This is a genomic window from Spirosoma luteum DSM 19990 (assembly GCF_000374065.1).
In the GTDB taxonomy this organism is placed as follows: Bacteria; Bacteroidota; Bacteroidia; order Cytophagales; family Spirosomataceae; genus Spirosoma; species Spirosoma luteum.
Genome location: NZ_KB893279.1, coordinates 196,684 through 222,098, shown reverse-complemented (window position 1 = coordinate 222,098; position 25,415 = coordinate 196,684). Strand labels below are relative to the sequence as shown.

Here is a 25,415-nt window from a genome sequence, read left to right as displayed (position 1 = left end):
ATTTAACCGGATAGTAAACACCAGCTTATTCAGTAAGTGGCATAAACAATAGTACTTACTCGCTCAGTCCGGAAAATGTTTAAAATCCGACTGGCTGGTCACTCATTCATCGGGGCCTGGCCCGTTCGTACTGAACGGGCCAGGCCGTGGCGGCACCGGTTGCCTGGGCAGCATGAAGCGGGAAATAGGGGTCGCGCAGAAATTCTCTGGCCAGCAAAACGAGGTCGGCCTGCCCGCTGGACAAAATGGTGTTTGCCTGTTCGGGTGATGTAATCAAACCCACGGCAGCAGTCATAATCCCCGTTTCTTTCCTGATACGTTCGGCAAAGGGCACCTGATAGCCGGGTTTCACCGGAATTTTAGCCGTTGCCACGTTACCACCTGTTGAGCAATCTATTACATCAACGCCTTTGTCTTTCAGGATACCAGCCAGCGCCACCGAATCATCAATTGTCCAGCCGCCCTCCGTCCAGTCGGTAGCGGATATACGTACAAAGAGCGGCAGTTCCGATGGCCATACGGTTTGAACACGCGCAACAACCTCCAGCAACAACCGAACACGGTTAGCAAAAGCCCCGCCATAATCGTCCGTTCGCTGATTGCTGAGTGGCGACAGAAACTCGTGCAGCAAATAGCCATGGGCGGCATGAATTTCGACAACCTGAAAACCCGCTGTCAGGGCACGTTGTGCCGCCAGCTGGAAATCGGCAAGTACTTTTTCGATCCCTTCGGTGGTTAAGGCCATTGGTTCCGGGCCAGACCCCTGAAACGAAATAGCACTTGGCCCTACCGATTGCCAACCCCGTTCATCCGTCGGTAAAATAAGGTTACCACCCTCCCAGGGTCGGCGATGGCTGGCTTTACGACCAGCATGGGCCAGTTGGATACCCGGTACTGAGTTATTCTGCCGGATAAACCGGGTAATTCGTTGCAGGCCCTCAATATGCTCGTCTTTCCAGATGCCCAGGTCTTCGGGGGTGATACGGCCTTCGGCAGAAACAGCCGCAGCCTCGGTAAAAATCAAGCCCGCTCCGCCTACCGCCCGACTGCCTAGATGCACCAGATGCCAGTCGGTAGAAAAACCATCTTCGCTGGAATACTGGCACATGGGTGAAACAACAATACGATTTTTAAGCTGGAGAGTACGAATGGATAACGGGGAAAATAATGATGACATACGGGTAGTTCAAGGTTGTACGGCTAGTAAACATTCGGTTGCTGGTTATAGTTAACCACATCCAACAAAACAACTCAACGATCATGGCAAACGACCCTAAAATAGACCGGCGTGATGATGTCAATCCGACCGAAGGAGATCACAAATACGGCGATGTTGACTTTGCGGACCGTACCAACAAAAAGTATCCTATTGATACGCCCGAACACGTTCGTGCTGCGTGGAATTACATCAATCACAAGGATAACGCAGCGAAGTACGATGCTGATGAAGTAGCCGTAATTAAAGAACGAATCAAGAAAGCGGCCAAAAAACACGACGTAACCATCCAGGATGAATAGATGGCGATGATTCCAGGATGTGCTGTACCCCGGCCAAACAACCTGCTTTCACATGATACAATCCCGGTCATTGCCCGAATTGGGTCTATTGACCGGGATCGTGTCGTTTTGCGTATAGTTCAGTTTTACTAGATATCAACCATTGCACAGTGCGCTAAGACAGGATGCAGATGATAAAGCGTTCGTTATGCCAGCAGGAATACCATCAGGCAGACTTTATGGAGGTGATAGCCGCTAAAATTCCCCGGCGTTAGAAATTCAGTAGCCCTTATTACTCAATGGACGTTTTCGTTGTTACGTTCTGCGGCTTCGTCGGTAAGCATGGTCAGTACTGACTCCGACAGGGCAGATCTACTGTCTTTCCCCATGCGTCTCCCTTCGCCATTGCTGCCCGGCATAGGGAGCATACGCGCGACGATGGCTACTACCTCGGCCAGCAGGTTAGGAGCAACGCCCTGAATAGCAGCCCCTACTTTGGCCGGCAACGAAAGTAGCCGCTCAGCCTGTCCATGGCGACAAGCCTCTACAACCTGCCGGGCGGCATTCGCTGAACTCATCGTGAGCAGCGGAATCGAATCGCTGATTTTGAACGCGGCATATTCTTTCTCGTGCTGCCCTTTGACGAGCGCGTTACGCGGACTTCCCGTACGCATCAGGCCGGGGCAAATAGTAGTAACATAGATACCATCCTTCAGCAGTTCGGCCCGTAACCCTTCCGAATAACCCACCAGCGCAAATTTACTGGTTGAGTAAGTTGACAGGTGAGGAACGGCAACCTTACCACCGATGGACGCAATGTTGACAATACGACCCTGTTTCCGCAATCGCATCTTGGGCAGTACCGCATTGACCATGTGAAAGGCAGCCCAGAAATTTGTTTCCATCGACTCTCTGAAATCAGCTTCCGTCGCGTTTTCATAGGGAGCTACCAAAATAATACCGGCATTGTTGATAAGCACATCAATCGGCCCGAACGTTTTCTGAACGTTGGCAATGAAGTGATCAATCTGCGCTTTATCAGTCAGGTCACAGGGCTGAGTATGTACCGATACGCCATAGGCTTGCAACTCTTGACGGGCGCGGTCCAGTTCATCGGCATCACGGGCACACAGAGCCAGATTAGCCCCCTCCTGCGCCAGCAACCGGGCTATCTCAAGCCCCAGCCCCCGCGAACCACCCGTAATAACGACTGTTTTGCCCCGAAAATCAATCGTCCGTTTTTTCGCTAATTCCGATTTTAGGGTTACCCAGGCCCCCACCCCGGCCAGTCCCCACAGGATGGTCTTCGTTTGCAGTGACATACGCATCGTAGCAGTAGTTGTGATACGTTAGGATAACCGTCATTTAGCCGAAAGGTTATCGTCAGATGGGGTTGCGCTTCTGCCCATATCTGGCTACTCGTAACAACCTCTGGCAGTAACTGACTACGGCCGTTGCCTTATAGAATCACACAACTTTTGTCGTCATGCTTTCTCGTTCCATTTTCGTAATTGCCCTCTGCCTGACCGCGCATCAGCTGGTAGCCCAGCCTATTGAATCCCGAACATATGTGTGGGCTGCTACACCCGTCGTTAAAAAAGAGACTTCGGAACAGCGGGTACTGCTGGAGGGGAGCACGCGCGATTTTAGCCATCTTAAAGTTCACGCCACCACCGTTATGCCGCATCAGGCTCCGCATCCGGCTCCGCATCCGGCGCACAAACACGATGATGAGGAACTTATCATTATAAAAGAAGGCAAACTTACCGTAACTATAGCGGGCAAAACAAAAACGCTGGGCGCGGGTAGTGTTGCCCTCATGACACCGGGCGACGAACATGGCTTCACGAATGAAGGAGATACGCCCGTGACCTATTATGTGATGCGCTACCAGTCAAAAGAGCCGACCAATCTTGAACGGGGGCAAAAAGCGGGGGGCTCTTTCTGGGTCGACTGGAACGATGTGCCTTTTCAGCCGCACGATAAGGGAGGTATCCGCCGGATGTTCGACCGGCCGACGGCTATGACCAAACGGTTCGAGATGCACGTAACCACCCTTAATCAGGGATTATGGAGCCACCCACCCCACACGCATCGGGCCGCGGAATTCCTGCTTATGATCGATAAATCGTCGCAGGAAAGTATTGACGGAAAGCTGTTCTCTGCCACTGTCGGCGACCTGATTTTTCTGGAATCCAACGTTCCACACGCCCTTCAGAATACGAGTAAGGGAAGCTGCACCTATGTTGCGTTTCAGTTCGAGTAGCTTGTTCGAATAGGATAATCAGGTAAAAAAACCTATCCCCGTACAGCCAGTATACTAATGACGTATGGAGAAATACGTATGGCGTCAAGCATATCACAATTAGGTAATGTTCTTTTTATACCGTTACTTAGAAATCCACGTTTAAATACTATACGTAAATTTCCTATATGGCATTTATTGACAATGTGCTTCAAGAACCGTCTTACGGCTGGAGCAATGAGAAAGGTGAATTAATCATTCCCACGACCGGGCAGCTCTTCAAGGAAGCTTTTTCACGAATTAACATATTCGCAGACAAACGAAACTGGATCTCCGCTGTAAGCTGGATGATGGCTGTTTGCCTGGTTCCCTTTTTCATACTGGCTTTCTTCAAATACTTCACCATTCCGCTATTCCTGGTTTCCTTTCTGTATAGCATTGTGATTATGAGTACCCATGCCACCATTTGGTTTCATCGGTACAGCACGCACAAAGCCTTCACATTCAGCCATCCCATCTGGCGATTTATTACTCAGAATCTGGTGTTGAAGACGTTTCCAGAGGAGATTTACGTGGTATCGCACCATGTGCACCATTCGAAATCCGACCAGCCGGGCGACCCCTATAATGCCAGTGGTGGCCTGATGTACTGTATGCTGTCAGATGTAAATCACCAGAGTATCGCCAAGAATCTGACGGAAGAGGAATACGCCAAGGCCGCCAGTTTCATGAAACATACCGGTGTCTGGATTAACAGCTATAAACAGTATCTGACCTGGGGTTCTATTGCTTCGCCTTACTATACTATTGGCCTGTGGCTGCTGAACTGGTCGTTCTGGTTCACCATGTTTTATCTGATTGGTGGCCCCGCACTGGCCTGTGGATTGTTTACCGGGGCGCTGTTCTGGTTCGTTCTGGTCCGCTTGTTCAACTACACCGGCCACGGGAAAGGCGAAGAGAAACACGTGGATGGCGTCGACTTCGACCGTCGGAATCTGTCCATCAATCAAACAAGGCCCGGCATTTTTTCGGGTGAGTGGCACAATAACCACCACCTCTACCCTAGTAGTGCCCGTGCCGGTTTTCTTCCAATGCAGTTAGATTTTGCCTGGCTCTATATTCTTGGCCTATACAAGATGGGTATGGTATCCTCCTACCGGGATAATAAAAAAGACTTCCTGAAAAAATACGTAAATCAGCCCAAAGAAACAGCGGCCGAAAAGGTAGTCAGCTAAAACAGTCTTTTTACATGCGCAATGCCTTGCTATGTGTTGATAGCAAGGCATTGCGCATTTTGGTACCGGGAGCGGGTACAAAACAACCACATAACTATCTGTTTTTCAGTATCATAAATATAGTGAGTAACAAATAGGAAACAGATTTTACACGAGTAACAGAAAATCCCCCTCTCCCTAAATCTTGGCACCTTTCCTTTTTGCCTAGTACAACGGTTGTCAATCAGGCCAATGATAGAGAATTGATACACCCCTCCCCTGCTTCATGTTTTGGGCGTAGCCCTGCCACAAAAAAAGCTCCTGAACAGGAGCCTTATCAATCAGCAAGCCGGTACGTTGTCAACTGGCTTTCGAGAACGTGAAATCAAATCCTTTAGGCAATAGCTGAGGAGTACGTACTATAAAGGGAACGTTGCGGGTTTCATCACTATCAACTCGTACAAACCGAACGGTTGAGCCATCGGGTATAGCATCTGCCAAAGCAGGGTTATTGATAACCTCGCTCAACAAATCAAAGGCCAATCCAATGTTGCGGCTCATTTCCTCCTTGTCTTTCATTGCTTCATTCGGTTTGTGTACCGCTCTAAATACTGTTGCCAGTTAGCAATAAGGTCGTTTTTTGCATAGTCCAACGCTTGCCCCCGGTCCTGAATGTCAATAGGTGTTTTTTCCTGTTCCCCGTCTGGATTCGTCAAATCCCGATGAAAAAAGCTGTGTGCAAAATCGTACCGTACAACGGCCTGCCACTTTCCAGTTAGCCAGGTCTCATACTGAGCCACAAAGTTAACGACTTTTCCCTGTTCAGTGTCGATAGAAAACCGCAAACGGTCTGTCTGCCAAATCAGGCCAATAAAAAATTCTTTACGATTCATCAGAATTGACTTATCTAGTTAACGTAGGCGGCTGAGCGGTGGTTTGCTCAACGGCCATGTTTTTGAGATGGGTTAGCCCATCTACCTGTAGCGCACCTAAATCCTTGAGGACAAGTATCGTTTAATCTTGCTGAAGTATATCGTATTGGCTTGCATCTCCGGTCTGCCCGTTTTCTCCATCAGCCGTGATGCAAACAAGGTGTATGCGGTAAAACTACGAGCGGCTGAAAGCAGTGGCTAATCCCAAATCGTTTTGAATGAATAGTTTCTTCACGTCTGGAAATTAATCGGATAATAAGGCCCACTGATTGTGATGCCCTGATTTCAACGACTTCCCGTTGAGTAGTGACTAGACGTTTCAGCGACGACTATTGACCGTTATCTACCCGCCTTCCTTGAAAAGGAAAGTTAACTGCTGCTGTGGCGTTAACTGTTGGCCCTGATCCTGTAATTGCTGGCTGAACTCCTCAGCCTCGCTCACTGTGGTTATTCCCATTTTTAAACGGTTTTACCTGTTTGAAAAATGGGTTTGCGCAAACCCGGTTAGCCAACCTTTGCCAGAATGACAATCATTAACTAACTGGATGTAAAGAAAATAGAAAAAATCCTACAAAAATCAAATGTACCCGCCAAGGATAAACAAAAGCTTTGCAAATTCCTGATAGTCAATAACATAAATAATTATGAAGGACTGCGTTTTAGTCATTCCATGTAACCAAAAGGGCCGTTTTCCACTTTGAAGTCAGTCAACTTTCTATCTATAAGCTTGAATTCTTTTGTGGTTATCTCTTTATGTTTGATTCTATAAAGTGTCGCGTTAATGTTCCTGTTGGTAATGATGTTTCCTTGCTTACTGCAAAACACAAGTCGATTCATAATTACCATACCCCAATTCTTATTAAGTATATATTCATGTTCAACTAATCGACAGAACAAGTAAACAAGAGCCTCGGTACTACCCACCCATATTATATTTCCATCACAATTTGGATTATACAAAACATTGGTAATTATTGAAAAATCGGCACGTCTTGAGAAGTACTTTTTGAATAGCTTGAGAAGATCAGTTAACTGCCTCTTTTTGAGTACCCAGCGCAATCTGTTATTCACACGCATGAAGCTTAGGCTTTCGAGCCTGCTAATAGATGGTTCTATAGTCCATTCGTATTGGGACATATGCTCTAACTTTATAATCTCTGAGTAACGGTAATATAATTCCTCTCGCCATTGAACTAAATATATTAGTATCTGGTGCAATGTCGTATGCTTCAGCTTAAAGTCCTCTGGCACAAAATCATATTTAGTTAGAGTCAAGTAAATATCTTTATTTGATAGCTCAACTATACGTCTTGCCATGTCTTTTAAATATGGTGTAAAATACAAATCAGTCAAGGCGCTCTTCTTCATGAGAGTGAGCAGTAGTACTTTTTCTTGCCTAAGTGCTCCCATCCTCGTATTTTGATCAAGTCTGTCTAAGCGTCTAATTAATGAATCTCTAAAATTCCATGAATCGCTTATTTGCCCTTTATGATGCCAATAAAGATCGTCAAACTCATTCACTGAGTTTATCATTACAATACAGGCCAGCCCCTCACCGCTCACAAGATTATCTACCTCTTTTATCTGCTTAGCTATCTCCTCATAATTCATTTCAAGGGCTGATTAACAGGTTACAACTCAATTTCAGGTAAGCGGTTGACAGTATTTCGTTTTAGGGCCTACACTACTCATATATACTTCCGTGTATGATTTAAACTGGCATGACCTAGCAGGGAGGAAACCGTTTTTACATCGGTCTCATAGATCAGGAGGTTAGCAGCAAAGAAATGACGGGTAATGTGAAATATAACGGTTTCGCTCAGGCTCACTCAGTTTTTACGGTAGCGGATGTACGTAAAGAAAGTAATCTTATCAATTAATTCGCTCGTATTAGAGCAAAGGAGAGTTGAAGTAATTCCATAAATGCAAATAGAGGCTGAGTTTCCCACTTGCAAGCGGTTTCTTTCTGAGTTTGGTAGCCATACTCTGTATTTACTTTCGTTTGGCTGTTGTAATCCATTGTGAACATACAAGTAGGTAGCAAAAACGAGTAACAAATGGACAACGAAAAATAGCAAAATAAGGGTAAAACAACAGATAACAGGAAGGCCCTAAAACACAAAAAGCGCTGATTATCAGCGCTTTTGTTCCACTCTTGTTTACCCTTTTTGGAGGGCATGTACCAGGAGCGGGAGTCGAACCCGCACGGGCTTGTGGCCCACAGGATTTTAAGTCCGGCGTGTCTACCAATTCCACCATCCCGGCATTCATGACCGCCGAAGCAGTCGTTTACGAAAAAAGCACCGGACTCGGTGCCTTTTTCGTGGAGCGAAAGACGGGGTTCGAACCCGCGACCTCGACCTTGGCAAGGTCGCGCTCTACCAGCTGAGCTACTTTCGCGTTACAAGTCCGCCAAACTATCGGCGAATTGTGGATGCAAAATTAGGTAATTTTTGTGGCTTGTCAAGTCCTGACTAAAAAAAAGTAAGGAAGTTTTCGTCAGCATCCTCCTCAAAACTGATTCTGAACCGGTTAGGTATGAATCAAAATAATGCCTCCTTCACCTCCGTATCGAATACCCCGGTTAACACCTGCCCGTTTCGCTGCACCTGTACCCAGATGCGGTAATGCCCGGCGCGGGGAAACGCATATGGGAACTCAACCATGTTATTTATTTTCATGACGTGGTTCATCCCCGGCATGCCAGTGGCCAGCAGTGCATTCTTCTCCGCTTCGGGCAGGGCTTTCAGCTTAGCCACGTACGTGTCAATACTGTCGCTGAAACGGGCCGCATTGGGATATCGGAACGTACGGGATGTATCGGCAATTCGCCCCGAAAGGGACGTTTCTGCCGCCATTGAGTACGTACCGATAGGATGCAGGTGAATATACACCGAGCCATCGGAGCGCAGGATAGCCGCGTGCCCAGGCATACCCAGGTAAGGTTCCAGTGCGGCTGCTTTCCCCTGCGCATCAGCTACGGCAAATTTCAGCGTGTATAGTTTACCCATTTCCAGGGTTTGTCCGGGCGAATCCACGCTGGGCGAGTCCATCCAGATCATCGTTGAACCGTCCTGCAACGTCAAGCTTGCTCCCGGTTTTCCGCAGACAGCCATATCGCTATCCAGATGCGGTACACTGGCGGCATGGGGTTTTAGGCCCGGTGTGGCCAATGGTTCGGTAATGAGCCAGCTATCATCGCGATCCGAAGGTTCCGACCGGGCGGCTCCTTCAGCACCGGGAGGCCGGACCGTTGTTTCCAGCGAAGGCAGTTCGAGCGTATCCGTCAGGGTTTCGGTAAAACCACTTCGATACACCACATCAGAAAAAAGCAGGTATTTACCTCCCGGCAGTGGCGGCAGGGCAGCTTCGAAATGCAGGGTATCCCGCCGGACGGGGTGCAGATGAGCGAAAGCGTCCATCCCCGGCATACTGACCAGAAAAGCGTGCATTAGTTTACCGTGGTCGGGAAGGATGAAACTATACAACCGGCGTGACTGCTCCTTTTTACCAAAGCCCGTCGTGTCGAATTGAATAGTGAGTTGCCGCTGACCATCAACAACCTTCACCGACGTACTGATAGGCGCTGGCCGATATAACTGGACATCCCGGTATTCCGCTGCCGTACTGTTCCACCATGACCGCCAGCCGGTCAATATCAGTGTAATAACGACTAACCCTACCCCCATCCCCACCAGTCGCCGGCGACGCAACTTGTCGGGTACTCCCTGACCGGGAGCCACAACCCCATCGGCATTACTGGCACCAATAATGGTAACCAGCATCACCACCAATAACAGTCCCATTGCCGCTAGTCCCCAACCGGTTCCGGGCGGCATATCGCGCAGGGCTGTTGCTACGGCAACTACCGGTACAACCACCTGCTGTTTTCCATCGGGACCGTCGATAGTCAGTTCAATGCTTGATGAGCCGGATTCCATCAGCCATAAATCCCCCTCATACCGATTTTGGTCAACGGGTGTCAGCACATCATAGGTTGGTGCTCCTTCATCACCCGACTGGAAATAGATGGGCCGTCCACCAACACTACTGGCCCTCCCCTTCTCTACAAACACGGTCACTTTCGCCGTTCCGGGCACTACATCGGGGGGCTGTATGCTAATTAATAACTGGTAGTTGCCCGCCTGTTTTTGTACCACAACGCCCGAACTGCCAACGTGGCCTTCGGCCAGTGGCGAAAGAGCGAAAGATAGAAAGAGCGAAAGTGCCAGCACTAACCACTCCCGCAAACGCAACACTGTTTGTTCAACTGTTTTTGTACGCATTCTTTTATTGTTCTTCACTCTACTTCGGCGTTCCGATTCACTCTTTCGCTCTTTTTATCTTTCACTCTTTGAATTTACCTCGCTATTCGTTTCATCCAGTTACCCCAAAACAACCCGATACGGACGGAGATAAAGGCGTAAAGAATTGCCCGGCCAAAGCCAGCCGCGAACTGATCTACCGGTTGTATACCCCAGGGAGAGAAAGCATAACGGTATTCAAAGTCAGGCGGATTATCGAAGGTCCAGGAGTCAGAGAAGAAGAACCAGTTCCGGGCTAACGGAGACGTTTGCAGAAACTCACCAAACGGCCATTGAACAGCCAGCAGGACGACCATGAACGCCACCGCCAGCAAGCCAGCCAGTAGCCAGTCGTTCAGTTTTTTTCCGTGCCCATCCGTTTTGTCAAACCGGTGTATCAGCCAGTCGACCGCGAAAGCAGGAACCACCAACAGCAGCGGAAAAACGAAGCCCTGATAATGGGTAATGGGGTTCAATACCGGTCCAAGCCGGGGCGTGGCCGGAAATTGCTGCAACAGCCAGCTTGGCGCTGCCAGAAACAGCATATATAACCCGGCAATTGTGGTAACGGGCCAGCGCAATAACGACGCTCTACCCACAGCCACCAGGTAAAATGGCAGCACGATGGCCGCAGCGATGTAGTATGAATCCCGATGGGAGCGATACTTCATCATCGACTCCGACGCGAGCGTAAACAGCGTAGTTAGCAGCAGGCCCGCCGAAATGGCAAACAGCCACTTTAACCGGTTTAACCGTCGGGTGTCAGCATCTGCGAGTTCGGTTATTGGTTGATTTCGGTACTGATTCTGGAGGGCTAACACGCCCACTATCGCCCCAAACTGCATGGTCATAATTCCAATGGCCAAAATAGTGTGGGGTGGGGTCAATATCTCTACATCAAGGCCATACGTGTTATGCCACCAGTCATCGAAGGGGGCCGATGTCAACATGGTCAGGGCACCCCATACGCAAAACATAGCCCCGAGTGGTCCGTAGAATACGCCCCAGAACGGAACAGCCTCCAGCCGACCGGGATGGTTTTTGGTCAGCGTCAGGTTTAGAATCTGGTAAGCCGAGAACAACCCCGCTACCACCGCGCCCACATAGATGACCACGTGCGGGGGCGCAAACAAACCGTCGCGGCCAATGCTCATGTGCCACATAATGTCCCAGAGCAGACCCATCACCACACAGAACGATGAGAAGACAACGGCGTAAATGTAGGTAGGTATACCCAGCCGCCAGCTACCAGCCTGATTCACAGATCGCTCGCGACTTGACTGAGCGGGAGACGAAAGGATTGATTCCATAAGTAGGCAAAGAGATAAATCAAGTAGTGTACCAATGCTAAAGATACGAAAAGTTACATAGCCGGTAAACGATAGCAAACTCTTTTTAGCCATAGGTAACCGGCAGGAAACGGGCAGCTTCTGCACTTTGAGCCAACGGGACACCACAGAAGCCGTTTATAGCGTTATTTGCATAATCAACCGTGCCGTACTATGCGCTTTATACCTTCGTTGCCTGCTAGACTCATTTCCCTGAAAACGAGCCTGTTTCTGGGCATTATACTATCGTTCAGTGCCTGCGTTCCCGATTTTTTGCTATCCGAACCTGATTGGGTGGTGATCGAAGCGGGCGAACACGAACCGAATCCCAAGCGCAAGGTTGGCTTCCTCATCAGCCCTGCCGAAGTATCGGCTACGGTTACTTTCGACAGTTCCTGCATCTATACGGTTGACCCGACCGATGCCGACGACTGGAATAAAGTAATTGGTCTGGGATTTGTTGGTTCCAAAGATCAGGATATTTCTACCGGCATTCCTCCGCATCAGATTGATGGTGTACGGGTAGGCTGGCGGTGGAATGCCCAGCGCGGCCGCATCGACTTGGGTGCCTATATTTATGTAGAAGGAAAGCGCATCGACTTCAAAGTAGCTGAAGCCGCCATCAACACCCCCACCCGGCTAACCATTAAAATCGACTACGACCGGAAACTCTATCAGGTGTTGGGCGGCAAAACGGTCTCCTTTACGCATAATAAATCATTCGCTTATAATACCGGCCTTTACTTCGGTGGCAACCAGGTAGCCCCCCACCAGATTCGGGTGAAGATTGTGGATTAGATTATAGTTTCCAGCCCCTTCCATGGTTGTTTCTCCACTTGATTTAATCTTACTGCTAGGCTCCGTTCAGGGATTTATCCTGTCTGTTTTGTTATGGACGAATACAAGAGGCAGTCGGCTATCAAATCGACTATTGGCTACACTCATCGGTTTGTTGGCGCTGATGAGTTTTGCAGTGGGTGTTCCAGTAGCGAACCGGTACATTAGCCTGTTCCTGGACTTGGCTCCGCTCTACATGGTCATGCCCGTTGGGCCGCTTATCTTTTTCTACACGCGCTCATTGCTCAATCCTTCTTTCAAATTGGGCAAATCAGAACGATTACAATTTTTGCCGATTGTGCTGGATTGGGGCGCACCACTTATAGTCTGGGTATTTTTTGCTGGCTTTTTACTAGGCCTCTGGCCGAGACAGGATGGGCCATCGTGGGGTCACGCCATGAATGAGTACAATACGTATGTGGATATTCCCCGCTGGATTTCGATTACGGTTTATTTATTCATCACAAGAAGGCTATTACAGCACTACACAGTCGCCGGGAAATCCGCAATCGCTGAGCAGCAACAACTGAACCTGAACTGGCTTAGGCAGTTCGTCCATGTTTTTTTAATTTTTCAGGTCATCTGGTTTGTTCATCTAGTACCCTACCTTATCCCTGAGTTTCGGAATGCATTACTGGATCGATTTGGCTGGTACCCCATCTATATCCCCATCGCCTTACTGATTTACTGGCTCGGTTTTAAAGGCTATCTGCATACCCGGACCAATTCTCCGGCTAGTTCTCTGCAAAAATCAATTAGTCCGGAATTACCGGAGGAAACAGTCTCGCAGGTAGTAGCTGCCTTATCAAAAGCAATGGCAACCGATCAGGTATTTCTAGACCCAAATCTGACAACTGATAAACTGGGACAGCATCTTCAATTGAACCCAAAGCTGATTTCAGCCGTACTGAATCAACACGTTGGGAAAAACTTCAATGGCTTCGTCAACGAATACCGGGTAGAGGAAGTGAAACGGAGATTGACCAATCCGGCCTACGAACACCTGACTTTAACCGGGATTGCCTTTGACTCCGGCTTTAATTCTCAGGCTACATTCCAGCGCTCTTTTAAGCAGCAAACCGGGATGTCGCCCCGGGATTATGTAGACAGAGAACAGAAAAAGACCGCTCAAATCCCGATTTGAGCAGACAAACTACCTGTTTTTAACCTCCTTTGGGGATAAAAAACAAGCAGTCATGAAACACCTGATATTACTACTGTCGGGCCTATTTGCGGTAGCCACTTATCTGTCGGCCCAACCTATTCCTAAAAAGTTAGACGAATACCTCACCTCCGCTCACCAGGCCAATCATTTTAATGGCGTGGCATTGGTGGCACAGAAGGGTAAGATTCTGTGCCACAAGGCATATGGGTACAGCCACGTAAATAACCAAACCCCGAACGATACCGCCACCCGATTTCCTATTCTGTCAATCACCAAATCCTTTACCTCTACCCTGATTTTGATGCTTCAGGAGCAGGGTAAGCTTTCTGTGCAGGATAACCTCTCAACATATTTCCCTGACTTTCCCAATGGTGATTCCATTACTATCCACCACTTATTGACGCATACATCGGGCCTTTTTGATTACATGAGTTTAATTGATGAAGGAGACTCTGCCATTGTATGCCACCCGGTAGCCAAGCAACAGATACTGGACATTTTTCAAAATAAACCGTTGGCTTTTAAACCAGGATCAGCCTATGCCTACTGCAACTCAGGCTATTTTTTACTGGGGCTTATTATCGAAAAAGTAACAGGCCAACCGTATGAGAAAATCGTTCGGGAACTGATCTTTAACCCGCTTAATATGGCTCATTCGGGCTTCGATTACATCAACTTGCCCGCTAGCATCCGCGCCCAGGGGTACGACACTCTCACTGCTGATTACCAGTCAGCCTACCCACACTTCGATTCAACGGTAACTTATTCGGCGGGGGCTATGTATAGTACATCTGGCGACCTGTATAAGTGGTATCAGGCCGTTGCCAGTCAAAAATTATTAACGGCTAAATCCTGGAAGCAAGCCTTTACCCCCAATCTAAACGACTATGGTTATGGTTGGATGCGGGGTAGTTACCTCGGCAAATTGTACGTTCGACACGATGGTGGTTATCCGGGCTTTATGGCCAGTTCTGTGTACTATCCGAGTGAAGACATAACTCTTATAATCCTTCAAAACGCTGCTAATTATAGCGATTCACCGTCACCAGCCGTGATGGCGTTGACCGCTATTCTGTTAAAAAAACCCTACAATTCGTGGCTCCCTCATACCGAAGTGGCAGTAAAGGAGAGCCTGCTTCAGCAGTACGTGGGTAGGTACAGAGTAGACCCTTCGGTTGTACCTGACCGCATCATATCAGTATCGCTCGAAAATGGTCAACTCTGGGTTCAGGCGAATGACGAACCTAAAGTTCGACTATTTGCCGAAACAGAGCGAAACTTCTTTATGAAAGCCTACAATGGACTATGGACCTTTCAAATGGATAAAAGTGGGCAGGTCAGGCAGGCGATTGTTCATGTCAATGGGATAGATGTGATAGTTAATAAACTGTTGCCTTAATAACTATACGGGTCTTGTTGAACCGTTTCCAGTAGCATTGGTTAGCCATATACGAAATAGGTCTACTACAAATGGCCCAATACACCTCCCTCCACGACTGGCAGGTAACCCCCGCCGAAGCCGTTGCCCTGCAACAGCAGTTGCGTTCGCAGATTCGGATACAACCGCTGACGAAAACGCCTAAAACCATTGCAGGCTGCGATATTTCGTTCAACAAGTTTGAAGAGACGGTCTACGCCGGGGTTCTGATATAGTGTGAAGGCCTACGCTATTTTAGGGTGTAGAAATAATTAACTTTGTGATAAGCAACGTTGAATGACTATGACATCTGTACAGCAAAAAGGCTCCGAAACGACTAAGTTAAATGACATTCAACTTAGTCTCTTACGGTTGTTTGACCAAAAGATGGACGAAACACTCACGCTCGAGGTACGTCAAGTATTGATGAATTATTTCGACCAGAAGCTTCAGGTAGAACTAGACCAGGTAACGCATCAAAAAGGGTACACTGAAGCCGACTATCGCAAGATGCTACAGGGCGACACATTCGCTACCGAATGATTCGGGCCATTATTGACACAAACTGTCTGCGAGCGTCTATACCGCCCAATAGTCCATTCTATCAACTCTATCTCGATTTTAGGGCGGGTAAATTTATCTGGTATGTAAGCACTGAAATTTTGCTCGAATACGAAGAAATCATCACCAGAACCTATTCATCCATTACGTCACAGTTAGTACTCCATCAGTTGGCAGTTGCACCCAACGTTGTTTTTGCAGAACCTGCCTATCGTTGGCAGCTCATTGAGAGTGACCCGGAAGACAACAAGTTTGCAGACTTAGCTTTATCAGTCAATGCTGATTATGTAGTAAGCGAAGACAACGACTTCAATGTATTCAAGTCACTTCCTTTTCCCAAGTTAAATGTTGTTAGCCTTGAATCCTTCCTGTCTATCCTAGCGAATTCGTAAACCACCCAACACCATTAGTCGTTAAGTAAGGACTGACTCATTCCTGACCTAATGGCCCAATACACCTCCCTCCACGACTGGCAGGTAACCCCCGCCGAAGCCGTTGCCCTGCAACAGCAGTTGCGTTCGCAGATTCGGATACAACCGCTGACGAAAACGCCTAAAACCATTGCAGGCTGCGATATTTCGTTCAACAAGTTTGAAGAAACGGTCTACGCCGGAATTGTCGTGTTGGACTTGGAAACGCTGGAAACCATCGAAGAAGCGGGCGTTGTCAGCACGGCTACGTTCCCATATGTGCCAGGACTCCTCTCCTTCCGCGAAATCCCGTCATTACTCGAAGCGTGGGCAAAACTAAAGACCGAGCCAGACGTAGTGATGTTCGATGGCCATGGCATTGCTCACCCGCGTCGGATTGGTATTGCCTCCCACGCGGGGCTGTTTTTCAATGTGCCAACATTTGGCTGTGGCAAATCGGTGCTGGTGGGGAAGTACGATGAACCGGCACCCGAACGTGGGTCGTGGTCGCCTATGAAGCATTATGGCGAGGTGATTGGCGCGGCCCTAAGGACCAAAAATAAAGTAAATCCGGTCTATGTATCGCCCGGCCATCTGATTGACCTGGAAACGGCTATCACCCTAACGCTCCAATGTGATGGTGGCCGCCGTGGATACGGGTATCGCCTACCCGAACCTACCCGTCGGACGCATAACCTGGTGAACGCGCTCCGCCGGGGTGAGCGAATAAGTACGGGCTGAAGACTTAATCCAAGGCTGGCCTTTTACCAGAAAATAATTTTTCCGGGATTATCTTGTACCTTCATCAGGGACAGAGTAATCAATAGGCGATACTTCATGAACTACGATTTCATTATTGTTGGCGCTGGTTCGGCGGGTTGTGTGCTGGCCAATCGGCTATCTGCTGACCCCACCGTTTCGGTACTCCTGCTCGAAGCGGGTGGTCCCGATTCCAAACTGGAAATTCACATCCCGGCGGCTTACAGCAAACTGAACGGAACGGCGGTCGACTGGGGTTTCTGGACCGAACCACAGGAAGCGCTGAACGGTCGCCGGATGTACCTGCCGCGTGGAAAAACCCTCGGCGGCAGCAGTAGCACCAACGCGATGGCTTACGTACGCGGCAACCGGGAAGACTATAACGACTGGGCGCGGCTGGGCAACACGGGCTGGAGTTTCGAGGATGTGCTCCCTTATTTTATTCGCTCAGAACACAACGAGCAGGCCAACCAACTCGATGCAGGCTATCACGGCACCAGCGGCCTACTCAACGTAACTTACGCACAACAATTCCTAACGCCCCTGGCACCCGCTTTTCTGGCCGCCTGTGGCGAAGTGGGCATTCCCCGCTCCCGGGATTACAACGGGGCCAGTCAGGAAGGAGCAGGTCTGTTTCAGTTTACCATCAAAGACAGCAAACGGCATAGCGCGGCTACTGCTTTTCTGAAACCCGCCCTAAATCGCCCCAACCTGACCGTAATTACCCACGCCCTGACCAAGCGAGTACTGCTGCAACAGGGCAGGGCTACTGGGGTAGAATTTATAACCGGCAAAAACACGACCCAAACGGCCACCGCCACGCGTGAAGTAATTCTCTCGGCGGGGGCGTTTCAGTCCCCTCAACTGTTGATGCTTTCCGGCATTGGCCCCAAAGACGAACTAAAAAGGCAGGGCATCGAGGTGAAGCACGAACTGGCCGGCGTGGGCCAAAACCTACAGGACCATCTGTTTACGGGTGTTAGCGCCCTCTGCTCACAGCGCGGCACCACGACTAACTACCACCTCGCCCCTCTACAGCAGGCAATGGCCCTGGCAACGTACTTTACCAGTAAGAAAGGAGCGCTTACCAGTAGTCCACTCGAAGCCAATGCCTTCCTGAATCTGCTCGATCCTACGGGGCGGGTCGATCTGCAATTCCATTTTGCCCCCGTCCACATGGGCGACGATTACAAAACCGACCTCTACAACCTGGCGACGTACCCGCGTACGGATGGGTACACTCTCCTGCCTACACTACTACGGCCTGAAAGCCGGGGGTATGTGGGGCTCAGGTCGGATAGTGTAGTCGATGCACCTGTTATCCAGCCTAATTTTCTGACCAAGGAAAAAGACCGAAAAACGCTCATTCAGGGGCTACGACGAGCCATTGATGTAATGGAGGCAGATGCATTCGGACCCTACCGGAAGCGAATTCAGACTCCTATCGACCGGGCATCGGACGATGGACTTTGGGCACATATCCTGATGCAACTCGAAACGGTATACCACCCGGTTGGCACCTGCAAAATGGGGACGGATGGACTGGCCGTAGTCGATGCAGACCTGCGGGTACGGTACGTGGAGGGATTACGCGTGGTCGATGCGTCGATTATGCCAACGGTTATATCGGGCAACACCAATGCGGCCTGCATCATGATTGGCGAAAAAGGTTCAGATTTGATCCTGGGTAAAAAGATAAGCCGGGTCGAAAACAGCGTCAACTCCAGCGTTTGAGCGTGTAACAGCCTAATCACTCCGTTCGGGTACGCGTTACTTCTTCGCTTTCGGATGGGCCTGGTCGTAAGTTTTTTTGAGTTGCTCCAGGCTGGTATGCGTGTAAATCTGCGTGGCGGCCAGGCTACTATGGCCCAGCAAATCCTTGATGGCATTCAGGTCGGCACCCCGGTTGAGAAGGTGCGTGGCAAAGGAATGCCGGAGTACGTGCGGGCTTTTCTTCTCCAGGGTGGTCACCAGACTAAGATGCCGCTTAACGATGCGCTGAATTAGAACGGGGTAAGCCGCAACGCCCTTGTCGCCAACAAGTAGTACTGCCTGGTCGGCTTGCCCTTTAAATTCCTGTTCTTTCAAAGTCATGTACTGCTGAATCAGCTCAAACAGCGGCTGGGTAAGCGGAATGATACGATGCTTGTTGCGCTTGCCCAACACGGTAATGGTCTTGTTGTACAGGTTCACATCCACCGTTTTCAGGCCAATAAGTTCACTCAGCCGGATGCCGGTGCCGTAGAGCAATTCGAGTACCAGTTTATCCCGCAGTCCCTCAAATGTGTCAGGAAATTCGGTATCGCTGAGCAGCATCTCCATGGGTTTTTCCTCCACGTACTGCGGCAGTTTCTTACTGGCTTTTAGCGCCTGAATTTTGACCGTTGGGTCAGAGTCAATTACCTTCCGGCGAAGCAAGAAGCCGTAGAGTGCCCGCAGAGTGGCAATTTTCCGGTTTACCGATGACTTGTCCAGCCCACTCTCTACCAGACTCACAATCCACGACCGCAGGTGCCGGAAATCGGCCAGTTCGGGCTGGCTGATGGCGCACTCGGCTTTCAGAAACGCATCGAACTGTTCCAAATCACTGGCGTAAGCCGTGAGCGTATGCTGGCTAAGGCGTTTTTCGTACCGAATGTACTGGAGGAAGTCAGATTCGGGATTCATTTGTTTTTGCTGATTGACTGATTTTCTCGCGCGAAAAGCGACACACCTGTAAAGTAACAAACCACGGTACAACTCACCAGCAGTTTAACCAACAAAATCAATTTAATCCGTAAAATCACAAAATCCAGGGCACAAAAAAGCAGCAAACATTCCTGTCTGCTGCTCCTGTGACTGGATGAGCGGTGTACAATCAATGACTGCGCATTCAGTGATTTATACCCGACTCATATACCGGCAATTTCTATTGCTCGGTATGGTTGCCATACATTCTCTCCTTGTAGGCAGCCTTGATAACTTCCGTGCGACGCTTTACAGACGGCTTCTGGAAAGCTGTCCGCGACCGCAACTGCCGTAACACGCCCGTTTTCTCGAACTTCTTCTTGAAGCGTTTCAGGGCTTTGTCAATCGACTCGTTGTCTTTTACGTTAATGATAAGCATTGTGTAAATTTTGTGTTTTAGCTAAAAACCGGACGGCAAAGGTAATAGATTTGCGGGTATGAAGCAAGCAATCATTGACTTAGGAACGAATACATTTCATCTGCTTATTGCCGAAACCAACGGGCTCAGCCACACCACCCTGTTTCGCGAAAGCCGACCCGCCAAAATCGGGCAGGCCGGTATCAATAAAGGCGTTATTACGGAGGAGGGCATTGGCCGGGCCTTAGTTGTCCTTACGTATTTCAGACAAGTGCTCGATCAGTACGGCGTGTTGCCGGAGCAGGTTGTTGCTATGGGTACCAGTGCTATTCGGGTAGCCCGAAATCAGGCCGAATTTATCGACCGGGTTCGGGCCGAAACCGGCATTGCTATTCGGGTCATTTCGGGCGACAAGGAAGCCGATTATATCTACCAGGGCATTCGTGCGGCTGGGGCGCTAGATGAAAAAACCGCCCTGGTGATGGATATTGGCGGAGGTAGTGTCGAGTTTATTCTGGGCAACCAATCCCGGATTTTCTGGAAACAGAGTTTTGAGATAGGTGGTCAGCGACTGCTCGAGCGATTCATGACCATTGATCCCATCAGCACTGGCAGTATCCGGCGATTACATGATTATTTTCAGGAACAACTGCTGCCACTGGCCAATGCTATTCACCAGTACCAGCCCAGTGTTCTGGTTGGCTCTTCCGGTTCGTTCGATACACTGGTCGATATGTGGTGCATGCACGAACAGGGCCACCTGCCCGACCCGAATCAGGCGACGTTCATGCTGCCCATAGGAGAATTTTATCGGGCTTATTCGCTGCTCATTGCCAGCAACCGAGCCGAACGAATGCAGATTCCCGGCATGATTGACCTGCGCGTCGATATGATTGTAGTGGCCGTTTGCCTGATTGATTATGTAGTAAAAACGTACGACATCGCCAATATTCGAACCTCAACTTATTCGCTGAAAGAGGGTGTTCTGGCCTCCCTCAGCGAATGAGGCTAACGAATATAGCACGAATAATCCGTCCCGATAGACAACCGATATCACGCCCTATTTTACGTACTCCAACTTCCGGGGAATGGTGTAGATTTCCGTTTGTCGCCCGTCGATGTAACGGAAAGTCTGGCCGTCGAAAAAGCCGTCTTCTTCCAGCATGATACGCACTATTTTTTTCCACTCGGGAATTTCAACGGCGGCATTGAGTTCGATGGAGTAAGCCGTGTTAGGCAGCAATGGATAATCGCCGGAGCCGGGAACACCTTTCTGCTGGTCCCACATGCCAATGGTTGGCCCGGCAGCATGACCATGCACACCAATCGGGTGCGTATAAATAGTGCCGTTGATGCCTTCTTTCTTCGACTGGTTCAGTGCGGCCAGTAGCATCTGATTCCCCGTTTTACCCACTTTGAACTGCTCGGTCAAAATCTCCTGCAACCGATTTCCCTGTTTGAACGCCGTTTTGATGGCTTCGGGCACGTCCGTTTCGCCCGGGCGCAGGACGTAGGCGTGTTGCTGCTGGTCGGTATTGAGCCGAAGGTAGGTAATGCCAAAATCGACGTGAATCAGATCGCCGGGCATAATCACCTGCTTGTCGGGGCGTTTAGCGAACGTACGCAGGTGATTGAAGTCCTCTTGGTCGGCACGCTGTACATCCACGGTGGGGTGAAACCAGGTGTCTAACCCCAGGTTGGTAATCCGCTGACGGAACCACCAAACCACATCATCCGTAGTGGTCACGCCGGGCTGAATAACCTTTTCCGAGAACCCTTCCTGAATAATCTGGTGCGACAGTCGGCAGATGAGCGGGTAGATAGCCATCTCTTTCGGAGTACGGGTTTCGAGCCATCCAACAGCCAGCTTCTCCGCCGAAACGATGCGTTTCTGATACTCGGCGGGTAGCTTTTGCAGAAACTCTTCGTGTTCCGTAAAGGCCAGCCCGTCGGCATGAGCGTAGTTGGCAGAAAAATTCAAGCCTATTTTTTTGGGCTTACGGTCTTCGATAATCTTCGTCAATGCTTCCCACTGATTGGGCCGCACGTCGATGTCCCAGGCCCCTTTGAGCAGATTTCCGACATCATAACGGGCAATGGCGAGTTTCTCCAGCGCATCGGCGCCTTCTTTTCCGGTATCATAGAAAACCATAATCGTCCGCCGTCGGGCCGAGAGCCAGGTGCTGGGGAGCATGGTTTTCAGGACGGGATCTTCGTTGTATTCGCGGGATATAATCACCCACATATCGATGCCTTCCCGGCGCATCAACTGGGGCAAAAAATTGGCAAAGCGGTCTTCCAATATCTCGTCAACGACCCGCGCCCGTTCGCGCTCGGGCAGGACGGTAACGGAGCTACTGAGTTGGGCAATGGCAGGTACCGTATTAAGTAGAAACAGGAGCGGGTAAATAAGTTGGCGCATAGATATCAGGCTGTATAGTTTGGAGCAAGATACGCAACCAGCCCAAAAGACCCGCACGCAGCGTACGGGTCTTTTGTATCGTGGAACTGTCAGATACGGTTTCCCGGATACCCCTTGTCCCGATTATCCTTCTGGTGGGCAGCAACCTTTTCGCGTATTTAGGCATCCTCTGTATATTCCGTCGACTCACTCCCGGACTAACCAATTGAAATTAACCGTTCGTGGATGAAAGCAGGGTACATCTTCGTTTACCTCTTACATTCGTATTATCGACAATACGTTCTCTTCGCATGAAGTATTTACTGCTGACTTTTGGCTGTTTTCTATACGCATTAACTACCACTGCCCAAACGGGCCTGCGGGGCACCGTGAAAAACGCGAAGGGAGAAGCCCTGCCGTTTGCCGCTGTCGTCATCAAAGGAACCATAACGGCAACCCGGCCTACGGGTACCATTACCAACGCGGAGGGCCACTATGAAATCGCGCTGGCACCGGGCAACTACTCGATTACCTTCCAGTTCCTTGGTTTCCAGACCATTCAAAAATCTGCCGAAATCAGTAATGGATTCACGACGATGGATGCTACAATGGAGGAACAGGCGTACCGACTGGCCGAGGTGCAGACTAAAGCGGGCAATGAAGACCCGGCCTACACCATCATGCGCCGGGCCATTGCCAAGAGCCGCTTCCACAAGTTACAGGTGCAGCGATTTACGGCCAGGGTGTACACAAAATCGTCGTTCACGGTCACCGACCTGCCCAATCTGGCTGAAGCCATGTTTCGGAAGCAACTGAAAGAAGCGGAAAAGGAGGCCAATTTCAAAGTGGGTGTACCATTGCTGAACGAAACCGTGGCCGAAGTATCGTTCAGTCAACCCAACACCTATCGACAGCGCATCATTGCCAACCGAAATTCGCAGGGAGACTTCCTGAGTCCAAGCCGCTTTTTCAACGCCAGCTTTTACGACCCAACCATTGCGGGCGCGGTTTCGCCTTTATCACCCAAGGCTTTCGCATATTACAAATTTGAGTATAAAGGCACCTTTCGGGAAAACGGCCCGGACGGGAAAACGGTCGAAATAAGCAAGATTCAGGTTATCCCGCGTCAGTACGGTGAAGGCGTTTTTCGCGGTACTATTTTCATCATCGAAAACACCTGGGCCGTCTACAGCCTGCAACTCGAAACGGTTAATAACCTGGGAATTTCCTTCACCGTCCGGCACATGTGCAGCCCCATCCAGGGCGTATGGATGCCAACGAATCAACGCTATACGGGGAGTGGCTCCTACCTGGGTGTAAAAGCGTCCGGCTACTATATTCGAAATTTGACCTTCAGCGAATTTGTCATCAATCCGGCTTTCGTAGAGGATATCCAGGTGGCCGACGAGAAGAAATACGCGCCCGCCCAAACGCTCTCCAAAGGCGATATCAAGGGCAGCGACATGGAAGAACTGGTGAAGAAACAGAAGGAGTTCTCGACCAAAAACCTGCGCCAGATGGTGAAGGAGTACGAGAAGCAGGAGAAACTGGCCCGAAAAAACAAAAAAGAAAACGTCAACGTCGTCCGCGACGATTCAATGGTGGTAGATACTTTGGCCCGCAAACGCTCTACTGTTTTCTGGGATTCGCTGCGCTCCGTACCCCTCACGACTGCCGAAATAAAAAGCTACCGTAAGGCTGATAGCCTGGGCCTTGTACGAGAAATCAAAGCACCCGGAACGACGGATACAACTAAGCGTGACAGTACGAAAAATAAGAAGTCGATGAATAAGTTTTCGGCGGGTCAGTTACTGGGGGGGCATACGTGGCGGCTTAATAAGCAAAATTCATTGATTTATACCAGCCCTTTGTCCCGAATCGAGTATAATACGGTGGAGGGCTACACACTGGAAGGGGCATTGAATCTGCGCTATCGGCCCAAAGTCGATTCGGTGAGTCGGTTTACGCAAATTTCGCTGAGTGAGTGGAACATCGGCGGTACGGCGCGGTATCAGTTTGGCCGAAAACAGTTGGTCGGCTACGGTGAAGGGAGTTATCAGCACAAAGCAACTAAAATCGGGCTATCGGGTGGGCGTTACCTCTACCAGTTTAATCCCGATAACCCCATCAGCCCGTTTCTGAATACGCTGACAACGCTATTATTTGAGCAGAATTTCGCCAAGCTTTACCAGAAAGATTTCCTGAAACTGGATGTCAAGGCATCGCCTTTTCAGAACCGTCTTACGCTGGCAGGTAGTCTGGAATACGCCCGACGGACGGAGCTGGACAATTACCGGGAAGACCTCAAGCCCTGGATTGATTGGAAAAACCGTACGTTTTCGTCTAACCGTCCTGATAATGCGGAAGTGGTCAGCACGAGCTTCCCCACCCACAATGCCCTGGTGCTGAACCTACTGACTTCGGTCCGATTGGGGGCTACCCAGTACACCATTCGGAACGGCCGAAAAATTACCCGTCAGGATAATAACGCCCCGGTGCTGACACTCAACTACCGAAAGGGCATAAATACATCGTTCGCCGATGGCGTTGATTATGATTTTGTGCAGGCTGCCGTGGGTCATTCGTTCGAGACGGGCATTCGGAGTCGATTAAGTTATCAGTTAACAGCAGGTACGTTCCTGAACGACCGAAAACTATATTTTCCTGACTTCAAGCATTTTTACGGCAACTATTTTTTCCTGCAACAGGGTGATGTTGTATCGAGCTTTCGACTCCTGCAGTATTACCAGTACAGTACGGCAAAACGCTTTGCCGAAGCACACGTGCTGGCCGAATTCCGTAAATTCCTCCTGACACAGGTAACATTGGTACGGCTGGTCGGCCTGAAGGAAAACCTCTTTGTGCACTACCTCAGCACCCCGGCGTCTAAAAACTACACCGAGATTGGCTACGGCCTGGATGGCCTGATTCCGCAGGTATTACCGTTCTTTCGGGTAGAGATTATTTCCCAGTGGCAGGATGCCAGATACCAGGGCCTGGGTTTCCGGCTGGGCACCACGCTGAAATTTGGCCGCTGAGTGTTTGTATCGTCTGTATGAACAGGGTCGCCTGCTTTCTAAAACAATGTAAACTTCGTTTGATCAACCCATCACTAATGAACGTTTGCTTTGTGCCAATTAATGTTAAGTGCGCGTGCAGCGTCGGGACGTTGTTAGCCGAATGAGTATGGGTCTTGCGGCTCTTTCGGTATTAGGCCTGGACAGATGACAGGGCTGTACCCGACCGTAAACGAAGGGCGT

23 protein-coding genes, 2 tRNA genes and 1 pseudogene are annotated in these 25,415 nt (G+C 49.6%); 13 read left to right on the top strand and 13 right to left on the bottom strand.

All coding sequences use genetic code 11. The features are described 5' to 3' along the window. Positions 1-106 precede the first annotated feature (106 nt). Positions 107-1,177 carry an NADH:flavin oxidoreductase/NADH oxidase gene (locus tag B156_RS0122360; protein WP_026260989.1) on the bottom strand — a complete coding sequence of 357 codons (1,071 nt, stop codon included), beginning with the start codon at positions 1,175-1,177 and terminating at the stop codon, positions 107-109. An 83-nt stretch (positions 1,178-1,260) separates the two neighbouring features. Between B156_RS0122360 and B156_RS0122355 the strand changes: the two genes are divergently transcribed. Further along, complete coding sequence (locus B156_RS0122355) at positions 1,261-1,518, top strand: DUF6582 domain-containing protein (RefSeq protein WP_018622026.1); 258 nt, start codon at positions 1,261-1,263, stop codon at positions 1,516-1,518. Between the two features lie 275 nt (positions 1,519-1,793). Here the strand turns inward: B156_RS0122355 and B156_RS0122350 are convergent, their stop codons facing one another. Beyond that, positions 1,794-2,825, bottom strand: coding sequence for an SDR family NAD(P)-dependent oxidoreductase (locus tag B156_RS0122350; protein ID WP_018622025.1), 1,032 nt, complete (start codon positions 2,823-2,825; stop codon positions 1,794-1,796). Positions 2,826-2,983: 158 nt separating this feature from the next. On the opposite strand from B156_RS0122350, the gene B156_RS0122345 reads away from it, so the two are divergent. Both B156_RS0122345 and B156_RS0122340 read left to right on the top strand, forming a co-directional pair. Next, positions 2,984-3,763 carry a cupin domain-containing protein gene (locus tag B156_RS0122345; protein WP_018622024.1) on the top strand — a complete coding sequence of 260 codons (780 nt, stop codon included), beginning with the start codon at positions 2,984-2,986 and terminating at the stop codon, positions 3,761-3,763. A 167-nt stretch (positions 3,764-3,930) separates the two neighbouring features. Beyond that, entirely contained in the window at positions 3,931-4,977 is a 1,047-nt protein-coding gene (locus B156_RS0122340; RefSeq protein ID WP_018622023.1) for a fatty acid desaturase, read from the top strand. Between the two features lie 339 nt (positions 4,978-5,316). On the opposite strand, the gene B156_RS0122335 is transcribed toward B156_RS0122340, so the two are convergent. The 8 genes from B156_RS0122335 to B156_RS0122295 all read right to left on the bottom strand — a co-directional run bounded on the left by B156_RS0122335 (position 5,317) and on the right by B156_RS0122295 (position 11,502). Beyond that, a complete protein-coding gene (locus tag B156_RS0122335; RefSeq protein WP_018622022.1) occupies positions 5,317-5,535 on the bottom strand; it encodes a hypothetical protein in 219 nt (72 codons plus the stop codon). Further along, positions 5,532-5,849, bottom strand: coding sequence for a DUF7718 family protein (locus B156_RS0122330; protein WP_018622021.1), 318 nt, complete (start codon positions 5,847-5,849; stop codon positions 5,532-5,534). The genes B156_RS0122335 and B156_RS0122330 overlap by 4 nt, the downstream gene beginning before the upstream one ends. Before the next feature lie 702 nt (positions 5,850-6,551). Next, positions 6,552-7,499, bottom strand: a complete 948-nt coding sequence (locus tag B156_RS0122315; RefSeq protein ID WP_018622018.1) for a hypothetical protein — start codon at positions 7,497-7,499, stop codon at positions 6,552-6,554. Between the two features lie 77 nt (positions 7,500-7,576). Next, entirely contained in the window at positions 7,577-7,717 is a 141-nt protein-coding gene (locus tag B156_RS32665) for a tyrosine-type recombinase/integrase (protein ID WP_084757837.1), read from the bottom strand. A 351-nt stretch (positions 7,718-8,068) separates the two neighbouring features. Beyond that, positions 8,069-8,153: transfer RNA gene (locus tag B156_RS0122310), tRNA-Leu, on the bottom strand. Positions 8,154-8,212: 59 nt separating this feature from the next. Then, positions 8,213-8,288, bottom strand: a tRNA-Gly gene (locus tag B156_RS0122305). Positions 8,289-8,431: 143 nt separating this feature from the next. Further along, the gene (locus tag B156_RS0122300; protein ID WP_018622017.1) at positions 8,432-10,174 is read right to left on the bottom strand and encodes a hypothetical protein; all 1,743 of its coding nucleotides are present in this window, start codon (positions 10,172-10,174) and stop codon (positions 8,432-8,434) included. A gap of 74 nt (positions 10,175-10,248) precedes the next feature. Beyond that, positions 10,249-11,502, bottom strand: coding sequence for a hypothetical protein (locus B156_RS0122295; RefSeq protein ID WP_026260987.1), 1,254 nt, complete (start codon positions 11,500-11,502; stop codon positions 10,249-10,251). Positions 11,503-11,694: 192 nt separating this feature from the next. Between B156_RS0122295 and B156_RS0122290 the strand changes: the two genes are divergently transcribed. The 8 genes and pseudogenes from B156_RS0122290 (at position 11,695) to B156_RS0122255 (ending at position 18,403) form a co-directional block, all read left to right on the top strand. After that, a complete protein-coding gene (locus B156_RS0122290) occupies positions 11,695-12,318 on the top strand; it encodes a hypothetical protein (RefSeq protein WP_018622015.1) in 624 nt (207 codons plus the stop codon). Between the two features lie 133 nt (positions 12,319-12,451). Further along, positions 12,452-13,501, top strand: a complete 1,050-nt coding sequence (locus B156_RS0122285; RefSeq protein WP_245563801.1) for a helix-turn-helix domain-containing protein — start codon at positions 12,452-12,454, stop codon at positions 13,499-13,501. Between the two features lie 52 nt (positions 13,502-13,553). Then, positions 13,554-14,921, top strand: coding sequence for a serine hydrolase (locus B156_RS0122280; protein ID WP_018622013.1), 1,368 nt, complete (start codon positions 13,554-13,556; stop codon positions 14,919-14,921). Positions 14,922-14,992: 71 nt separating this feature from the next. Next, a pseudogene (locus B156_RS0122275) lies at positions 14,993-15,172 on the top strand (endonuclease V); the annotation flags it as partial. Positions 15,173-15,242: 70 nt separating this feature from the next. Continuing rightward, entirely contained in the window at positions 15,243-15,482 is a 240-nt protein-coding gene (locus B156_RS0122270) for a hypothetical protein (protein WP_157627133.1), read from the top strand. Then, on the top strand, positions 15,479-15,892 hold the full coding sequence (locus tag B156_RS0122265) for a putative toxin-antitoxin system toxin component, PIN family (protein ID WP_018622010.1): 414 nt from the start codon (positions 15,479-15,481) through the stop codon (positions 15,890-15,892). The genes B156_RS0122270 and B156_RS0122265 overlap by 4 nt, the downstream gene beginning before the upstream one ends. 51 nt (positions 15,893-15,943) lie before the next feature. Then, the gene (gene nfi, locus B156_RS0122260) at positions 15,944-16,651 is read left to right on the top strand and encodes a deoxyribonuclease V (protein WP_018622009.1); all 708 of its coding nucleotides are present in this window, start codon (positions 15,944-15,946) and stop codon (positions 16,649-16,651) included. A gap of 96 nt (positions 16,652-16,747) precedes the next feature. Further along, positions 16,748-18,403 carry a GMC family oxidoreductase gene (locus B156_RS0122255; protein WP_018622008.1) on the top strand — a complete coding sequence of 552 codons (1,656 nt, stop codon included), beginning with the start codon at positions 16,748-16,750 and terminating at the stop codon, positions 18,401-18,403. 36 nt (positions 18,404-18,439) lie between these two features. On the opposite strand, the gene B156_RS0122250 is transcribed toward B156_RS0122255, so the two are convergent. Next, complete coding sequence (locus B156_RS0122250; protein WP_018622007.1) at positions 18,440-19,336, bottom strand: tyrosine-type recombinase/integrase; 897 nt, start codon at positions 19,334-19,336, stop codon at positions 18,440-18,442. 241 nt (positions 19,337-19,577) lie between these two features. After that, complete coding sequence (rpsU, locus tag B156_RS0122240; protein WP_018622005.1) at positions 19,578-19,775, bottom strand: 30S ribosomal protein S21; 198 nt, start codon at positions 19,773-19,775, stop codon at positions 19,578-19,580. Between the two features lie 58 nt (positions 19,776-19,833). Between rpsU and B156_RS0122235 the strand changes: the two genes are divergently transcribed. Next, positions 19,834-20,760 (top strand): Ppx/GppA phosphatase family protein, encoded by a 927-nt coding sequence (locus B156_RS0122235; RefSeq protein ID WP_018622004.1) that lies wholly within the window; start codon positions 19,834-19,836, stop codon positions 20,758-20,760. A gap of 54 nt (positions 20,761-20,814) precedes the next feature. On the opposite strand, the gene B156_RS0122230 is transcribed toward B156_RS0122235, so the two are convergent. Then, complete coding sequence (locus tag B156_RS0122230) at positions 20,815-22,176, bottom strand: M24 family metallopeptidase (RefSeq protein ID WP_018622003.1); 1,362 nt, start codon at positions 22,174-22,176, stop codon at positions 20,815-20,817. Positions 22,177-22,466: 290 nt separating this feature from the next. Between B156_RS0122230 and B156_RS0122225 the strand changes: the two genes are divergently transcribed. Beyond that, complete coding sequence (locus B156_RS0122225; protein ID WP_018622002.1) at positions 22,467-25,193, top strand: DUF5686 and carboxypeptidase regulatory-like domain-containing protein; 2,727 nt, start codon at positions 22,467-22,469, stop codon at positions 25,191-25,193. Positions 25,194-25,415 lie beyond the last annotated feature (222 nt).